Source organism: Jeotgalibacillus sp. ET6 (assembly GCF_029667115.1).
In the GTDB taxonomy this organism is placed as follows: Bacteria; Bacillota; Bacilli; order Bacillales; family Jeotgalibacillaceae; genus Jeotgalibacillus.
On record NZ_JARUIU010000004.1, the window covers coordinates 433834 to 450295 of the forward strand.

The window sequence follows — 16462 nt, forward strand, 5'->3', positions numbered from 1 at the left end:
TTTGGAAACCCTAAAGTCATTTTTCTGGATTGCACTGGAATTAACCGTATTATTTATTTTGATCACATTTCTGATTCAATTTTTACAGGCTTGGATTCCTTATTCAAAAATTGAAGCAAGGCTGCGCAGGGGAACGAAAATAAAAGGAGCAATGCTGGCGGTTGTGTTTGCATTTATTACACCGTTTTGCTCGTGTTCAACGATTCCTGTAGTGGTAAATATGCTGAAAAACAAGGTGCCTTTTGGATTAACAATGATTTTCTTATTTGCTTCGCCTTTATTAGATCCAACCATTTTAACGGTAATGGGGGTCATCTTAGGATGGAAGGTTACCGTGGCCTATGCAGCTGTAACAACGGTGTTTTCCATTCTAATTGGATTTGCGCTGGAAAAATTCAATTTCGACCGGTTTGTAAAGAAGGTGGTCATGGAAGGCTATAAACCGCAAGAGCAGGGAAAATGGGATCTTAAAGGATCTGTACTTGAAACAAAAAAGGTCATGAAAACCGTGTTTCCGTTTTTATTAATAGGCGCTGGGGTTGGGGCGGGCATTCATGGACTCGTTCCCACTGAGATTATTGCGGAGCATTTAGGACACGATGCCTGGTGGCTGATTCCTATAGCGGCATTAGTAGGCATCCCTCTTTATATAAGATTATCAAGCATGATTCCCATCTCTCAAGTTCTTCTTGCAAAAGGAATGGCTCTTGGCCCTATTATGGCGCTTATGATCAGTTCGGCAGGTGCAAGTCTTCCTGAGGTGGTATTATTAAAGTCCATCTTTAAAATACAGCTTGTATTGATTTTTATCGCATCCGTTTTAACCATGTCTACGGTTTCTGGATTTATATTTTATTTAATTTAGCTGAAAGGAGTGAATTACATTGATAAAAAAATTACTCGCTTTATTTAAGCCGGATAAGAAAGAGGATTGCTGTCAGGTGAAAATTGTGGAGAAAAAAGAGGGAGAGAAATAAAAAACGGAAGGCGCTTATCGAGCGCCTTCCGCATTTCGTGATGTCCAGCTCCAGGCGCTAGCTGCTCGAGGTCATAAGTCACAGCAATCAAGTGGACAAAGGGCGTCCTTATGCTTGTCGCAGCTGGACGAGCGCCTTCCGCATTTCGTGTGTCCAGCTGCAGCGGGCTGGGGCTCGAGGTCACAAGCGCAGCACTGACCAAAGGCAAAGTGCCGCCTTTTGTCAGCACTTCGCTTGTGTTTGTCGCCCCAAAACGCCCGCTTCCGCTTTTCCGGTTAACAGCAGTCGCTTTCTGGTAGTCCGGTCATGACGATTCCGCGTCCTTCGGGGGTGTCCTGGACGTCGAGTGTGATGTTTTCTGCCAGGATGAGGACCTGGGGGTCGATGGCGACTGAGATGCTGTTGACGTTTTGGATAATGTCATTTTCTTCTGGTGCATCGAGTGCAAGTCCGAGCTGAGGGGCGCCGCAGCCCTGCCCTGCAAAGTAAACACGGACGTTTTCTGCTTCGTGCTGTTGAAATAGCTGTTGAAATGCCTCACGCGCTGTATCGGTGATGATCATATAAAATCGCTCCTTTATGCTTTAGTAGGGTAAAGACGCTTTAATACGTCAATCATTTCGGGCTTGGGAGATATAACGGATCGGATTTCTTTTGCTTTTTCCACTGCTTCATCTACAGTGGATGCTTTTTTATATTCTAACAGTAAGGCAGCTGCAAGTGTACCGGTTCGGTTTTTGCCCCCGCTGCAGTGAAAGTAGACTTTTTTCTTTTGATCGACTGCTTCTTTTACTTTTTCCACTGCCTGTTTTACCGACTCATCCTGATGAGCTGCATCATCCGTAATCGGCAAATGCACCCGGTTGGCAGGGGGAGTGGTTTCCTGGTTTTCAGAACGAAGGTCAAAGATGATGTCTATTTGTTCATTTGTATTTGCTTCCACTGCGTCATCTGCTCCGCCAATCCAAATGTGCTGATCGATAAGCGGCTGGTAGTTTTTTGTCATGGGTGAATTCCTCTCTTTTTTAAAAAATAAAATGTTTTTTTAAGCTTGCCATGGAATCAGAACAGTTTCATTGGCAAAATTCCGCTGCACAGTGTCGATCCATTTCACTTCTTCATTTGCTCTGTTCGCGAGAACTGGTTCTCTGGAATCGGCTGCGAAAAGGGACTGGTTTATCAGCCACCATGAAGAGGTAATTCCGGCCCTTTTCAAATCTTCCTGCAGCCGGGACGCCTCAAGAACAGGTGTGGCTTCTGCTAATGTCACGATTGCGATGCTTGTTTGAAGTGGATCGCGTAAGGTAGGAAGAAGCTGTTTGATACTGTCAGGTGTTTTTTGCCCGGTCATTCGCTCGACTTCCTTGTGATAGGATTGTGCGGCATCTAATAAAAGCAGGGTATGTCCTGTTGGGGCTGTATCGATTACCACAAATTCATGGTCTGATTGCGCAACGATGGAAGCGAATGCTTGAAAGACCGCAATTTCCTCCGTACAAGGTGAGCGCAGATCCTCTTCTAAATACTCACGCTCAGAATCAGAAAGAGAGGCTGCTTCAGTCAAAACCTGATGGGTATAGCGCTCCACTTCTTTTTTAGGATCGATGCTGCTGACATGTAAACGGTCGGATTTAGCCAACTTGCCCGAAAGATGATCAGCCGGATCAGTGGTCGTAAGGTGTACAGAGTGACCTTTATCCCAAAGCTTAGCAGCAATGCTCGCAGCCATCGATGTTTTGCCAACACCGCCTTTTCCCATGGTCATAATGACGCGCTGACCGTTTGCAACAAGAGAATCAACATAATCATCGATCGATTGAACGGCTGCCGGTAAAGATGGTTTCCCGTGTTTAAGGACCTGTTCTTCTTGCTGGAGTGCAAACCAAGACCGCAGTGATGAGATCCCAGTTAATGAATGTGAGACAAAAGGGAGCATGGAAATGGATGAAAATGATGTCTCGTCAATCCTGCCTACGGCTTCCTGCTGACGATTATAAAAAGCTTTTGCTACAGCATCATCTGTTTTGAGTTCTTCAAGCCAGCCATTTACAATGAGATGCTGATTTTTCATTCCAATTTCAAGCAACTCATCTGCTGCCCGTTTTGCTTCTGCGATAGCGGAGGTTTCCGGCCGTGTAACAAGCATAAGCTTTGTTTTTTCAGAGTCAGATAATGCCTGCATGCTCTTGCTGTATGAATCTTTCTTTTCTTGCAAGCCTGATAAAGGTCCCAGACAGGAAGCTCCGTGAGTACTTGAAGTTAAAAAGGAGCTCCATGCGGTCGGAAGCTGCAGCAGTCGGAGAGTATGACCGGTTGGAGCAGTATCAAATACGATATGATCATATTGAGAAGTAACATCAGCATCCACGAGCAGTGCTGTAAATTCATCGAAGGCAGCAATTTCAACTGTACACGCACCGGATAATTGTTCTTCCATCGAGGCTATTGCATCGTCAGGCAATACCCCCCTGTAAGGGCCAACCATCTTTTCGCGGTACATTCTCGCCGCTTCCTCCGGATCAATATTGCAAGCATATAAACCCTTAACAGCCGGAACTGCCTGTGGTTCGCGTTTGACATCAAATTCCAATACATCCTGCAGGTTAGAAGCTGGGTCCGTACTGACTAACAGAACGTTTTTTCCCTGATCAGCAAGTGAAATTGCTGTGGCACAAGCTGTAGAGGTTTTTCCAACCCCTCCTTTTCCTGTGAAAAATAAATAGGGAGTTAATGCTTCAGGCGAAGGATTAAATCGTTCAAACATACTAAATGGCACCTCCCGTAATTCTTTAAAATGGGACCTTAACCATCACCCTAGATGGATTTAAGGTCAATTTTAAGCTTTGGTTTTTTTGTTTCAAGCTGCTGAGATTCAACGGAAAAATGCCTGGCAAGCTCCTGGTTTGTTGGATACTGTCCTGTGGATTCCAGCTGGCCATTAATGAATACAAAAGGAAGAGCATCTGCGCCTTTTGTCTGCAGAAGTTCTTTCACCTGTTCGTTTTGAACAAACTGGGCTGGATCGTTAGCGAGATTATATCTTTTTACGTCTACTCCTTCAGCCTCCAGCTTGTGCAGCGCCGAGGCGATTCGGGTGAGCTCAGGATCGACTGATGGACCGCATACACCGGTACTGCAGCACATGGCAGGGTCAAAAATAGTAATCGATGACATCAAATTACCTCCTTTTAGCATGATAGCCAGGTCACATGTAACGATCGTTCGTTTCAGTGATCTGGCTATGTAGATTAAATTTGTTAAGTGTATTATTATTTTCCAGTTTCAGCAAATTGCTTGATTCGAGCGCCGATTTGATCACGAACATCCTGGAACACTTTCCATTTTTCTTCTTCCGTTCCTTCCGCTTTAGCAGGGTCGTCAAAACCCCAGTGCTCGCGCTTAACGTGTGGCGGTGTCGTTGGGCAGTGGTCAGCCGCATGACCGCATAGAGTAACAATGAAATCTGCAGAATTTAAGATGTCAGGGTCAATTGTGTCAGAAGTCTGGTTTGAAATATCGATTCCAACTTCATTCATTGCTTTCACTGCATTTGGATTCAGTCCATGTGCTTCAAGTCCTGCACTCAGAACGTTCCATTCATCGCTTAAATACTCTTTTCCAAATCCTTCAGCCATTTGGCTTCTGCATGAATTTCCTGTACATAGAAAGTAAAGTGTTTTTTTCGTCATGATAAACGCTCCTTTGAATTTTAAGTTTTTTAACGATTGATTTGTGTGTTTTTATAAAATAATGATCAGCCATAAATAGAGACCGACTAGGGTGATGAATAGAGTAGGAATCGTTAAAATAATTCCGACTTTAAAATAGTATCCCCAGCTGATCGTAAAGCCTTTTTTGCTTAAAACATGAAGCCATAAAAGTGTGGCCAGGGAGCCGATCGGAGTGATCTTCGGACCTAAGTCAGAACCGATTACATTGGCATAAATAAGGGCTTCACGTATAGCACCAGTTGTATTGGTTTCCTGAATCGCGAGGGCATCAATCATCACGGTAGGCATGTTATTCATGACGGATGAAAGGATGGCCGCGATAAAGCCCATCGACATCGTAGCAGCAAAAAGTCCCTGGTCAGCAGCGGTCTGAATAACATCAGCTAATAAGCTTGTTAAGCCGACATTGCTCAGTCCAAAAACAACCACATACATTCCGATGGAGAAAAAAACAATGGCCCACGGTGCATCTCTTACAACCGTTTTGGTATTCACAGCAGGGCTGCGGCGGGCGATCAGTAAAAACACGATGGCAATCGTTCCAGCTACGAAGGAGACTGGAATGCCGATAAACTCGCTCGCAAAATAGCCAATCAGAAGGATAGCGAGAACCACCCATGATAAACGGAACATTCTGGCATCCTTCACCGCATCAACCGGCTTTCTCAGCTGGCTCATGTCGTAATTTTCAGGAATGCTTTTACGGAAAAACAGCCACAGTACAAGCAGGCTGGCGCCGATTGAAAAGAAATTAGGGATAATCATGCGGCTTGCGTATTCCACAAATCCGATCCCAAATACATCGGCAGAAACGATATTCACGAGATTACTTACGACTAATGGAAGGGAAGCCGTATCGGCAATAAAACCGCTCGCCATAATAAACGGGAGAATCATCGCTTCTTTAAAATTAAGGTTTCGCACCATCGCAAGTACGATCGGCGTTAAAATCAATGCCGCACCATCGTTTGCAAAAAAAGCTGCAACCAATGCACCGAGAAGGGTGACATACACAAACATTTTGATCCCGCTTCCGTTTGCAAAACGGGCCATGTGAAGAGCGGACCATTCAAAAAATCCGATTTCATCTAAAATTAAAGAAATAATAATTAATGCAACAAATGTTAAGGTGGCGTTCCATACAATGGAGGTTACTTCCACTACGTCCTGAGTAGAAACAACGCCAAGCATCAGCGCAATTAATGCCCCTCCGCAGGCAGACCATCCGATGCCAAGGCCCTTTGGCTGCCAGATGACGAGCGTTAACGTAAGTAAAAAGATAATGACAGCTAAAATGACTTCTAACACGCGCTACAACTCCTTTGGGTTAATCGCAGGAAATTCTTTTCCCTTTTTGAATTAATTCTTCGAGATGATGATCCTGAACAGGGAGAAGATGCAGAACGCTTTTTACCATTTCATATCCTTCAAAGTCTTCATTCAGCGAAAACATAATCCATTGTCCATGCCGTTTTTCCTTAATCATGCCAATGTCCTTCATTTTACGGACATGCTGGCTGATGGATGGCTGACTCATGTTAAAGATCTCGACAAATTCGCATACGCAGCAATCATGATCTGCTAAAATGCGAAGCATGGTTAGACGTGTTTTGTCCCCCATGAGCTTTAAAGCCATCGCTGCTTTATCAATTGTAAGAGCTTCTTTTGCAATCAACTTCCTTCACCTCCGGGTATCGTATCTTGATTCCAGTTATCAGTATATAGGCATATGCTTATATGCGCAACTCATTTTCTTCTGCTTTACAAAGTCTTTACATCGTATCTGAATCCTATTCGCATTTTTGGATTGTTTCTTATATGATTTAAGGGATAATTTTGTACAAGAGGAGGCTGCGCTATGGATAAGAAAATTGGTTTTATCGGATGCGGAAAGATGGCACAAGCGATGATTGCCGGAATGGTCCGTTCTGAATTAATTGCACCCGATAATATTATTGTCAGTTCAAGAACCGTTGAGACACTTGAACAAGCTGTAATGAAATACGGGGTGCGTCCTGCTGAAACGAATAAGAAAGCAGCACAGGGAGCGGATATTTTATTTCTCGGCATTACACCGGAGCTTCATGCTTCAGTAATTGAAGATATTAAAGAGGATGTCCGTGAAAACACGGTAATCGTTACGATCGCAGCCGGTTTATCAACCCAAAAAATGACGAGTCTGTTTGATAAGAATGTCAAAGTGGTCAGAAGCATGCCCAATACGCCTTCGTTAGCAGGTGCAGGGATGAGTGCGCTGTGTGCAAATGAATGGGTCACGAGCGGGGAACTTGATGCTGTACTTGATCTTTTTCAGTCGTTTGGAAAAGTAGAGGTGATCTCAGAAGAGCTTATGGATGCCATTCCAGCGATTAGCGGATCTTCTCCTGCTTATGTTTATATGATGATTGAGGCTATGGCTGACGGCGGAGTAAAACAGGGGCTGAAACGTGATCAGGCCTATCGTTTAGCAGCACAGGCAGTGTATGGAGCAGCAAAAATGGTCCTTGATACAGAGCTTCATCCAGGCGTCCTAAAGGATCAGGTATGTTCACCTGGAGGCGCAACGATAGAAGCAGTCTCTGCACTTGAAAAAGAAGGCTTTCGAAGCGCGATTTTACATGCCATGGAAAGCTGCACGGATAAAGTAAAGGACCTCGGAAAAGATAACTAAACGAATGAGGATAGGTCGTAGTTGAAGGTGTATGTTACCCAAGTGAAATCCTAAGTAGACTTATGAAAAACGTCCTGCTGACTCGAAGTGACCCGATATAAAGATGTCGGGAAGAAACTCAAAAAAGTTTAAAAAGCGAGTTAGTATTTATAGTAGCGGAAGGCGTAGACTCCTGCAGGATATGACGGCAAGCTGAGACCTTACGGGGCAAGGCCCTGGAAAAGCTCAGCGCCGTCCCTGCGGAAAGCGTCGCCTGAAACGCGGCCAACCGGTTAAAGAGCCTGAGACAAATTGTCCCAGGCTCGTTCTAGTGAATTATTTTTCTGACTGGTCTGTGTTAATCACTTTTAATGGCTTTAGAGCAGGTCCATTCAGCACTTCTCCATCAACTGCGAATCGTGAGCCGTGGCATGGGCAGTCCCATGAATTTTCACTTTCATTCCAGTTACATTCACAGCCGAGATGTGTACAGGTAGGATCAACCGCAAAAACTTTGCCATGCTCATCACGGTAAGCACCGATGGTTTTTCCGTTCCATTTGACAGCGCCGCCCTTTCCTTCTCCAAGCTGATCAAGATCAATAGATGGAGATTCGAGCTTTCCTTTTACAAATTGAACAGCAGTGTCCGTATTTAATGTGGCTGCCTGTTTCACAGAAGGATCTGCTTTAAAGCGGTTTGGATCATATAAATCAGCGGAAGAATTAGGCACGCCGAGAATTCGTTCGCTAAGTAAATGAGCCGCCATGGTCCCTTGGGTCATTCCCCATTTTCGGTAGCCTGTCGCCACAAGAACCCTCGGGTGGCTGTTGGTGAGCGGACCGATATACGGCAGCTTGTCCAGCGTAATATTGTCTTGAGCGGACCATTCATAGGTGAAATCAGCAGGACCGATTTGAGCATGGGCAAACTCTTTTAAGTTCTGAGTGTGCTGCTCATGCTGGCCGCCTTGCCCGGTTTTATGTCCGTCTCCTCCAATCATGATACCGCGCGATCCCTCATGCTGATAAAAGCGGATGGAACGGGAAGGGGAGTCAAGAGAAAGATACATGCCGCCCGGGTCTTCACCCTCCCATTTACCGGAAACAATATAGGAGCGTTCTACTTCAAGGCGGGCAAAATAAAGACCGGCTCCGTCCCAGAACGGGTAGCTTGTGGCAATGACCACATGCTGGCAGGAAAGGGCATGTCCGCTTTCCATCGTTACTTGAAGGTCATCGCCTTCTTTAATGTCCACAGCTTTTGTCTGTTCATGAATTTGACCGCCCATGGCCACAATCTCCTTCGCCATATGAGCTAAGTAGCGGATCGGGTGAAACTGAGCCTGGTCCGGCATGATCAGTGCACCTTTACAAGGGATATCAAACGGAAGGGTGGAAGCGGTCCTGAAAGGGATGTCCAGCTCTTCATACGCTTTTTGTTCCTTTAAAAGCTGCTTTAAGGATTCATTTGAGGTGGCATAAATCCAGGAATCATGGTCCTCAAAATCGCAATCCCAGTTTTTCTGCTGGACGATTTGTCTCATCCAATTTAATGCCTGCTGATTTTGGTCGAAAAATTGTCTTGCTCCTTCTCTGCCAAAATGCTGCAAAAGTTCATCATAAATGGCACCATGCTGAGAAGTGATTTTTGCTGTCGTGTAGCGGGTCGTTCCGGACAGGAGCTCGCTTGCTTCCACCAGTGTGACCCTAAGTCCTTTTTGACAGAGAAGATACGCCGTTGTAAGCCCTGTAATGCCTCCGCCCACGACCACTACATCGGTTTGTCTGCTTTCATTGAGTACGGGAAAGTCAGGGACTTCCGCCGAGTCGCGCCAATACGCTTCACGCTCATGATTTGTTCTCATCGAAAAACAACCTTTCTTCGTTTAGTCATGTATTAGTATGGTTAATTTTTGAAGTTCTATCATTCCATACCCCAGTATTCCCCTATTACACGTTTTACTGACACGGGAATGAAGAAAAAAACACATTGCATCATTTGCTTCTCTTTGTTTAGTGGGAGTTGACGGTTTCTATCTGGATTTTAACAGCAGACAGTAAAAAGATGGTTGGAACCTTGTTGAAAAAAGTTTCTGGTTTGCAGGATGAAGTGAGGGGGAGGGGAAAGGCGGCAACTGTGGAAGATGACGGTTGCTTAGTATCCTGTATTTCTGAGGATAGCGTCCTTCTGAAGCGCATCGAACAGGTCAAAAAGGCTGAGACACTTTTCGTGTCCCAGCCTCTTTTGTTTACTAATTATTTTCATATGCTGCCCATTCTTCAACATTCCACGTAGTGGTCGCCCAATCCTCATAAAAATCAGGTTCGTGGCACACTAGCACGATGGTTCCTTTATACTCTTTTAACGCGCGCTTAAGTTCTTCTTTGGCTGTAACGTCAAGGTGATTAGTCGGCTCATCAAAAAGCAGCCAGTTGCTTTCATGCATCATCAGCTTGCACAGGCGGACTTTTGCTTGTTCGCCGCCGCTGAGTTGACTCATTTGCCGTGAAATATGCTCGTTTTTAAGACCGCATCTTGCAAGAGCAGCCCGCACTTGATTTTGCTCCATGGAAGGAAACTCGGACCACACATCTTCAATCGGTGTAATTGCTTTTGCTTTCAGTTCCTGCTCAAAGTAGGAAGGGAAAAGGAAGTCACCATGAATGACTTTACCGCCAAGAGGGTTGATTTTCCCCATAATGGTTTTTAAAAGAGTCGATTTACCTACTCCGTTTGCCCCCACAACGGCAATTTTTTCTCCCCGTTCAATGGTCAGATCAATTTTAGGCATAAGCGGCTGGTCATAGCCGATTTCAAGGTTCTCCGCCTCAATAACATAACGGCTGCTTCCACGTGCTTCTTTAAAATCAAAGGTAGGCTTTGCTGCTGTTTCGGGACGATCGATCCGTTCGATGCGATCAAGCTGCTTCTGTCGGCTTTTTGCCCGGCCGGTTGTTGAGTATCGCGCTTTATTCTTTGCAATGAAGCTTTCTTGTTTCTTTATAAATTCCTGCTGCTTTTCATAAGCGTTGATATGCTGATTTTTGTTCAGCTCTGCAAGCTCAAGAAACTTTTCATATGTGGCTGTATACCGGTTCATTTTTGCAAATTCAAGATGAAGAATGATGTCTACGACTCCATTCATAAAGGAAGTATCATGTGAAATTAATAGGAATGCATGAGGATAATCCTTTAAGTACATGGAAAGCCAGTGAATATGCTCAACATCCAGGTAGTTAGTCGGCTCATCCAATAGAAGCACTTTCGGTTTTTCAAGCAATAGCTTTGCAAGAAGAACCTTTGTGCGCTGTCCGCCGCTCAGTGCAGCAACATCCCGGTCGAGACCGATAGCATCAAGTCCCAGTCCTCTTGCCACTTCTTCAATTTTAATATCGAGTGTATAAAAATCGCCTGCATCGAGCGCATCCTGGATCGCAGCCATATCTTCTAGTAGCTGTTCAAGCTCTTCAGGGGAAGCATCAGCCATCTTCGCTGTAATCTCATTTAATTCTTCTTCTTTTTTAAATAAAGGCAGGAAAGCGTCGCGAAGTGTGTCGCGCATCGTTCTTCCCGGCGTTAATCGGGTGTGCTGGTCCAGGTAGCCATAGTGAGTGCCCGGAAGCCACTCAACCTTGCCTTCATCGTGAATCAGTTCTCCGGTCAAAATGCTCATCAGAGTTGATTTTCCAACGCCGTTCGCACCGACAAGTCCCATATGTTCACCGTCTAAAAGGCGAAAAGAAACATCTTTGAATAGGGTCCTGTCGCCAAAGGTGTGCCCTACTTTTACTACATTTAACAAACTCATTTTTAATCCATTCCTCCGAACTATCATAATCTCTTTACATCATACGGTATTTTTCGTGATCATCCTAGTATATTCATTCGGAAGATAAGGAACTTTTACACAATCTTTAAGCAAGGGTTTTTTTTTGGATCTTTCGGGGAATAGGACTTATAGTTCAGAAACCTGATAGGGAGGTATGGAGCATTTGACGGTTCAGCGTGATATTGATTTGTATGAACGTATGGTCAGTGGAGACCAGAAAGCATTTGAAAATCTTTATATGAAGTACGAAAAATTAATTTATTCCTTCGCGTATCGCATGACACAAAATCATTCCTCAGCAGAAGAGGTAGTGCAGGAGGTTTTCCTGAAACTCTGGAAAAAACATGCTCAATACCTTGAAGAAAAAGGGAAATTCTCATCCTGGCTATTAACTATTACCCGAAATGCTTCGATGGATCTTCTTTCCCGACAGACAAAGCACCAGCATGCTGAATTCGAAGAACATGATTCATTGACTGACACTGCGCTTCATATCGAAGGTGTAATTGAAAAGAAAGAACAAAGCAATACGGTTCATACAGCTATCGCACAACTAAATGAAGAGCAGCAGACTGTGATTCGTCTTTGTTACTTAAATGGAATGTCGCATGAAAAAATATCCTCGGATACAGGAGTACCCCTTGGAACCGTGAAGAGCCGGATCCGACTTGCACTCAAACACCTGAAATCCTCTCAAACCCTGCAGCGTGATTACCACTTTACATAAGAGGGCTGGGCAATAAGAAAGGTAAATACCACAGAGAATCATTAGATTGACTCGGCACGTACATTTTCTCCAAAGTATGTTCTAACTTATTGCCCTGAAAAAGATTTGCTTATTTCATAATGGAAGAAACGGTAAAAGAGACGATAAATAATCCGGCAAGAAGGGCAGCAAAAACCGCATCCCGTTTTCGAAGAGGGATTTCCCGGTACCAATGGGTTCGCGGCTCGCCTGTAAATCCTCTTGATTCCATCGCAACGGCTGTCCGTTCTGCTTTACGGATTGCGCTTGCTAAAAGGGGAATAACAAAACTCTTCCATTGAGAAACCCGTTCCTTAACTGTCTGCGGCCTGCCAACGCCGCGTATTTGCTGAGCCCGCTGCATAATTTGAAATTCTTCGCTAATTAAAGGAAGGAACTGATAGCCTGCCATGATCCCGTACGCCAGACGTGCCGGCATCTTTAATTGCTGCATTAAACTGAGCATAAATACTGCGGGCTTGGTGGTGAGCACAAAGAGCAAAGAAAGAGCTGAAAAAACAATCACTCTCATCCCAAGACCTGCACTTCTCATAAGAGACTCCTCTGTTAAAATCAACCATCCCCATTCAAAAAGAACCTGTTCATTTTCTAAAAGTGCTTCATATGGAAATAGCATTGCGGTCCACACATAACCGATTGCCATAAAGAGAAAGGGAGCCGTAAGGAGAGCCCAGGTTTTCTTAGAGATTGTTGAAAGTGAAAAGGTAATAATGATGAGACCTATCCAGAAAACAAGATAAAGGACAGGATCTAAAAACAGAGCAAGCACAATAATCGTCGTTAAAATCGCAAGCAGTTTAATAGATGGATTAATGGTATGAAGCCACATGCTTATGACCTCCCAGTGCCTGACGTAATGCAACGGAAGGGGGAAGAGTAAGACCATGCTGATTAAGGGTCTCTTCTCCCAGCTCCCAAAGCTCATCTGGAGTTCCCTCAAATTGAACCTTTCCTTTTGACAGCAGAAGCGTACGGTCGCAAATGGACTGAATCAGCTCCATATCATGTGTGACGAGCACGGTCGTTTTTCCCTGTCCTTTTCTTTCAAGCAGCATGTCCGTAAGATTTTTCATTGATCCTGCGTCCTGTCCGTAAGTAGGCTCGTCAAGCAGCAAAATGTCCAGGTCATCAATGGTCATACTCGCTACGCTCAGTCTTCTTTTTTGTCCCTGGCTGAGAGAGAGCGGGTGGCGGTCCTGAAAACCATCCAAGCGAATGGCTTTCAGCATGGCAAGCGTCCGTTCCCGAATTTCTTGATCAGGAAGCTTTTGAATTTTTAATCCGAAGCTCAGATCATCTTCAACTGTATGCTCAACAAACTGATGCTCGGGATTTTGAAATACATAGCCGATCCTGCGCCGTATTTCCTGCAGTGAGTACGTGCGCACAGATTTGCCCCTTAGTAGAAGATCTCCGCTTGATGGAGAATAAAGACCTGCGAGTAAAAGGGCCAGTGTGCTTTTTCCGGCGCCATTATGACCGCAAAAGGCAATCGTTTCTCCTTCTGAGAGGGTAAAGTTAATTTTTTCTAAAATGGCTTGATTTCCCGCGTCGAATGAACTATTTCTAAGCTCCATTAAAGCTGAACCAAACTCTTTTTTTTGATGTCCCGTGTTCAATTGGTCACCCAGCTGTGATCGTTCAGAAATGGAAAGCTGTTTCACCCATTGATCTTCCAGTACATATAGCTGGCTATTTCCCTTTTGAAGTGTGAGATGAAGAGGAAGTGAAACGGTCAGCGCTTCAAAGCTTGATAGATGCGTATGTAACGCTTCTTCAAGCGGCATGTCTAAACCGATTGTTCCATTTTCATCCAGCAAAAGGACCCGATTAATCCAGTCAGTCCATCCATTTAAATCATGATCGATGATGATCAAGGTTAAGCCAAGCTTCTCTTTAAGATGGGCCAGTGTTTCTATTAATTCTTTTCTTGAGAGTGGATCGATATTGGCAAATGGTTCATCCAGCAGCAGGACCTCGGTTCTCATGGCAAGGAGGCAGGCAAGAGCGACACGCTGCTTCTGACCGCCGGATAATCGCTGAATCGTCCGCTTTTCAAAGCCCTCAAGGCCTGTGTGTGATAAGGAATAATGGATCCGTTCTTTCATTTCCTTTCGCGGAAGATGAAGATTCTCTAATCCAAAAGCAATTTCTTCTTCAACCGTGGTCATGCAAAATTGACTTTCCGGATCCTGAAACATGACACCGATCCTCTTTGAAATTTCTCCACTTTTCCATTTTTCTGATGACGTGCCAAACCAATCAATTTCTCCTTCCAGAACACCGCTGCCATTGGAAGGGAGGATGCCATTCATCAGCATGGTAATCGTGCTTTTTCCAGCACCGCTTGGACCGGCGAGTAAAAGGGTGTCTCCCTTAAAAATCGAAAAAGATAAATGGGAAAGAACCGGGGCCAGTTCTTCCGCATGTCTATAAGCAATATTTTTAAATTCAATAAGAGGTTCGTTAGGAGGCTTTGCCATAGGAACCCTTCTTTTTATCCCGGGCGATGGCGTAGCTGTTTAAAACACCCGTTTGATATAAGCCGTCTGACAGCCATTTTCCTAACAGCCCAGCGAGGATCGCGCCGCTTGCAAGACGAAGAGCAAACATTAACGTCACATAGCCGGGATCAAGAGCACCGTATCCAGAGATGAAATAGCCCCAAATAAAGCTTGTAACTGCAGAGCCCATACCTGCGAGCATCAATACCCATAATCCCCAGCGCTTGTAGCGTGTTGCTGCAAAAACTGCCTCAGCCCCAGCCCCCTGAATCATGGCAGAAACAATTAACATTGGTCCAACAGCATTTCCAATTAACACTTCGATTACACCTGCAATGGTTTCTGATAAAAAAGCTGCTCCAGGCTTACGCAAAATATAGGCTGCGATAATGGAAACTATAAACCAAATGCCGAAAATAAATTCATACCCGATCGGCCCCATCATGCCAACCATCACATTTCCCACCTGAAAAAATGCCAGGTAAACGACGGCAAAGACAACAGCCAGTACAGATAGCACGATAATTTCAGATAATCTCCATTTAGCGGTCAATTTACTTTTCCTCCTGGTGGGACGGGCTGTTAATACTCATATTTACGGTCATGACAATATGCGAGCTTTTACTTTGCTGTGCATTTGCAAATACTTCCTCTAATGTGGCAAATACATCATGGATATCCCCATGGAGTCCGCTGGCGTAGTGAACGCCTTTTTTCAGCGTACCGTGTTTTTCTGCCACTGCCACCTGATCCATAATCGTTTTCATATAGTCCGGATCGCCCATAGGATAAAGTGCAAATTGGGAGGATACATATTGCGAAAGATCCTTTACGTCCGGTTCGTTTAGACGGATATCATCTTCTACCATGTAGGCGTCGCCTTCTGTATCGCCAGGGCAGCCAATTGAAAACGTAGCGTTAAGCGCCACATGCGCACCTGTTTTTGCTGTATGGAGAACCATTGCTTTTACCACATCAAAAACATGGATTTCCCTGCCGCGGACACAGGTGCTGACATCATCAGTGAAGCGCCAGATTTTAGAAGTATCTGCTTTTTCTATGGCGCCTTTCAGCAGTGATATAAATTGATCGTCCATAGGATGAAGAGAGAAGCGGCACCCCGCTATTTGGCTCGTTCCGCAAGAAGCTCCAGCTGATAAAGATGTTGATTGGTTTGTCATTTGTTATTCCTCCTCTATTCGTTTTGCCAACACAAAAAGCTGCATTCCCGAAAAAGGAAATGCAGCTTCGTCATCATCAATTGAGTGGTTGGTTGAATGAGTGATGCGTCACCACACTTCCCCACGCCAGTATTACCTGGATCGGGTAATGAGGGATCGGAACAATATGTTCTCATCACAGCCCTTTACGAGCACCCCTAGTGTATCGACTTTCATATGCAGTTTGTGTTTGTCCCGTTCATCATAAAGCCTTCTGCCATTCTTGTAAAGATTAATATATTTCGGAACATGGAAGGTTGCATCTGCAACTAAATCGATTTATAATCAGGAAAGTATTCGGAATAGAAGAATTGAGGAGAGCTATGAACAGAAAGACCAATCATAAATCTGCAGCACGGATGATATCCACTGTTCACCGGTACGGCTATATGCACTTAAGCAAAATATTTGAGCCATATGGTCTTGGCAGAGGACAGGTAAAGTTTTTGATGGTGCTGTATGAAGAAAATGAACTGACACAGGAACAAATGGCCAGAGCTTTAAGGATGGACAAAACGACAACTGCGCGGGCTGTAAAAAAGCTGGAGGATGAAGGATATGTTGTTCGGAATCCCCATGACACCGACCGGCGCTCCCATATTGTAAAGTTGACCCGTAAAGCGAAAGAGCTTGAACCGGTCATTCGTTCCATTTTGGAGGATTGGACAAACACGCTGACAGCGGATTTTTCAGAAGAAGAAAAAGAGCTGGCACTGATGCTTCTGAAACGAATGGCAGATAACGCAGTAAAAAAGATTGAAGAAAAAGAGAGGTGACAAAAGG

17 protein-coding genes and 1 riboswitch are annotated in these 16462 nt (G+C 44.6%); of the genes, 4 read left to right on the plus strand and 13 right to left on the minus strand.

Translation table 11 applies throughout. The features are described 5' to 3' along the window. Window position 1 precedes the first annotated feature (1 nt). The gene (locus P6709_RS13535) at window positions 2-865 is read left to right on the plus strand and encodes a permease (RefSeq protein ID WP_278241455.1); all 864 of its coding nucleotides are present in this window, start codon (window positions 2-4) and stop codon (window positions 863-865) included. Window positions 866-1252: 387 nt separating this feature from the next. Here the strand turns inward: P6709_RS13535 and P6709_RS13540 are convergent, their stop codons facing one another. The 7 genes from P6709_RS13540 to P6709_RS13570 form a co-directional block, all read right to left on the minus strand. After that, window positions 1253-1540: an adhesin gene (locus P6709_RS13540; RefSeq protein WP_278241456.1), complete on the minus strand. Its 288-nt coding sequence runs from the start codon at window positions 1538-1540 to the stop codon at window positions 1253-1255. Between the two features lie 14 nt (window positions 1541-1554). Beyond that, window positions 1555-1983 (minus strand): protein-tyrosine phosphatase family protein, encoded by a 429-nt coding sequence (locus P6709_RS13545; RefSeq protein ID WP_278241457.1) that lies wholly within the window; start codon window positions 1981-1983, stop codon window positions 1555-1557. 39 nt (window positions 1984-2022) lie between these two features. Continuing rightward, a complete protein-coding gene (arsA, locus tag P6709_RS13550) occupies window positions 2023-3741 on the minus strand; it encodes an arsenical pump-driving ATPase (RefSeq protein ID WP_278241458.1) in 1719 nt (572 codons plus the stop codon). 50 nt (window positions 3742-3791) lie between these two features. Beyond that, window positions 3792-4151 (minus strand): arsenite efflux transporter metallochaperone ArsD, encoded by a 360-nt coding sequence (gene arsD, locus P6709_RS13555; RefSeq protein WP_278241459.1) that lies wholly within the window; start codon window positions 4149-4151, stop codon window positions 3792-3794. Between the two features lie 95 nt (window positions 4152-4246). Further along, window positions 4247-4666: an arsenate reductase (thioredoxin) gene (gene arsC / locus P6709_RS13560; RefSeq protein ID WP_278241460.1), complete on the minus strand. Its 420-nt coding sequence runs from the start codon at window positions 4664-4666 to the stop codon at window positions 4247-4249. A gap of 51 nt (window positions 4667-4717) precedes the next feature. Further along, window positions 4718-6016, minus strand: coding sequence for an arsenic transporter (locus P6709_RS13565; RefSeq protein WP_278241461.1), 1299 nt, complete (start codon window positions 6014-6016; stop codon window positions 4718-4720). 19 nt (window positions 6017-6035) lie between these two features. Beyond that, the gene (locus P6709_RS13570) at window positions 6036-6380 is read right to left on the minus strand and encodes an ArsR/SmtB family transcription factor (RefSeq protein ID WP_278241507.1); all 345 of its coding nucleotides are present in this window, start codon (window positions 6378-6380) and stop codon (window positions 6036-6038) included. 186 nt (window positions 6381-6566) lie between these two features. Between P6709_RS13570 and proC the strand changes: the two genes are divergently transcribed. Beyond that, entirely contained in the window at window positions 6567-7379 is an 813-nt protein-coding gene (gene proC / locus P6709_RS13575) for a pyrroline-5-carboxylate reductase (protein WP_278241462.1), read from the plus strand. Window positions 7380-7694: 315 nt separating this feature from the next. On the opposite strand, the gene P6709_RS13580 is transcribed toward proC, so the two are convergent. Then, a complete protein-coding gene (locus tag P6709_RS13580) occupies window positions 7695-9224 on the minus strand; it encodes an FAD-dependent oxidoreductase (RefSeq protein WP_278241463.1) in 1530 nt (509 codons plus the stop codon). A gap of 387 nt (window positions 9225-9611) precedes the next feature. Further along, entirely contained in the window at window positions 9612-11168 is a 1557-nt protein-coding gene (locus tag P6709_RS13585) for an ABC-F family ATP-binding cassette domain-containing protein (protein WP_278241464.1), read from the minus strand. Between the two features lie 175 nt (window positions 11169-11343). Here P6709_RS13585 and P6709_RS13590 point away from each other — a divergent pair, with 175 nt between their 5' ends. Continuing rightward, window positions 11344-11916: an RNA polymerase sigma factor gene (locus P6709_RS13590; protein WP_278241465.1), complete on the plus strand. Its 573-nt coding sequence runs from the start codon at window positions 11344-11346 to the stop codon at window positions 11914-11916. A 109-nt stretch (window positions 11917-12025) separates the two neighbouring features. Here P6709_RS13590 and P6709_RS13595 read toward each other — a convergent pair whose 3' ends face one another. From P6709_RS13595 to P6709_RS13610, 4 genes are read right to left on the minus strand one after another with little or no spacing between them, the layout of a single operon-like run. Beyond that, on the minus strand, window positions 12026-12784 hold the full coding sequence (locus P6709_RS13595; RefSeq protein ID WP_278241466.1) for an energy-coupling factor transporter transmembrane component T family protein: 759 nt from the start codon (window positions 12782-12784) through the stop codon (window positions 12026-12028). Next, window positions 12765-14438 (minus strand): ABC transporter ATP-binding protein, encoded by a 1674-nt coding sequence (locus P6709_RS13600; RefSeq protein ID WP_278241467.1) that lies wholly within the window; start codon window positions 14436-14438, stop codon window positions 12765-12767. The genes P6709_RS13595 and P6709_RS13600 overlap by 20 nt, the downstream gene beginning before the upstream one ends. Beyond that, the gene (locus P6709_RS13605) at window positions 14422-15012 is read right to left on the minus strand and encodes an ECF transporter S component (protein WP_278241468.1); all 591 of its coding nucleotides are present in this window, start codon (window positions 15010-15012) and stop codon (window positions 14422-14424) included. Before P6709_RS13605 ends, P6709_RS13600 begins: the two co-directional genes overlap by 17 nt. Window position 15013: 1 nt before the next feature. Further along, window positions 15014-15640 (minus strand): YkoF family thiamine/hydroxymethylpyrimidine-binding protein, encoded by a 627-nt coding sequence (locus P6709_RS13610; RefSeq protein ID WP_278241469.1) that lies wholly within the window; start codon window positions 15638-15640, stop codon window positions 15014-15016. Window positions 15641-15741: 101 nt separating this feature from the next. After that, a riboswitch (TPP riboswitch) is annotated at window positions 15742-15849 on the minus strand. Window positions 15850-16002: 153 nt separating this feature from the next. Here P6709_RS13610 and P6709_RS13615 point away from each other — a divergent pair. After that, on the plus strand, window positions 16003-16455 hold the full coding sequence (locus tag P6709_RS13615) for a MarR family winged helix-turn-helix transcriptional regulator (RefSeq protein WP_278241470.1): 453 nt from the start codon (window positions 16003-16005) through the stop codon (window positions 16453-16455). The last annotated feature ends 7 nt before the right edge of the window (window positions 16456-16462 follow it).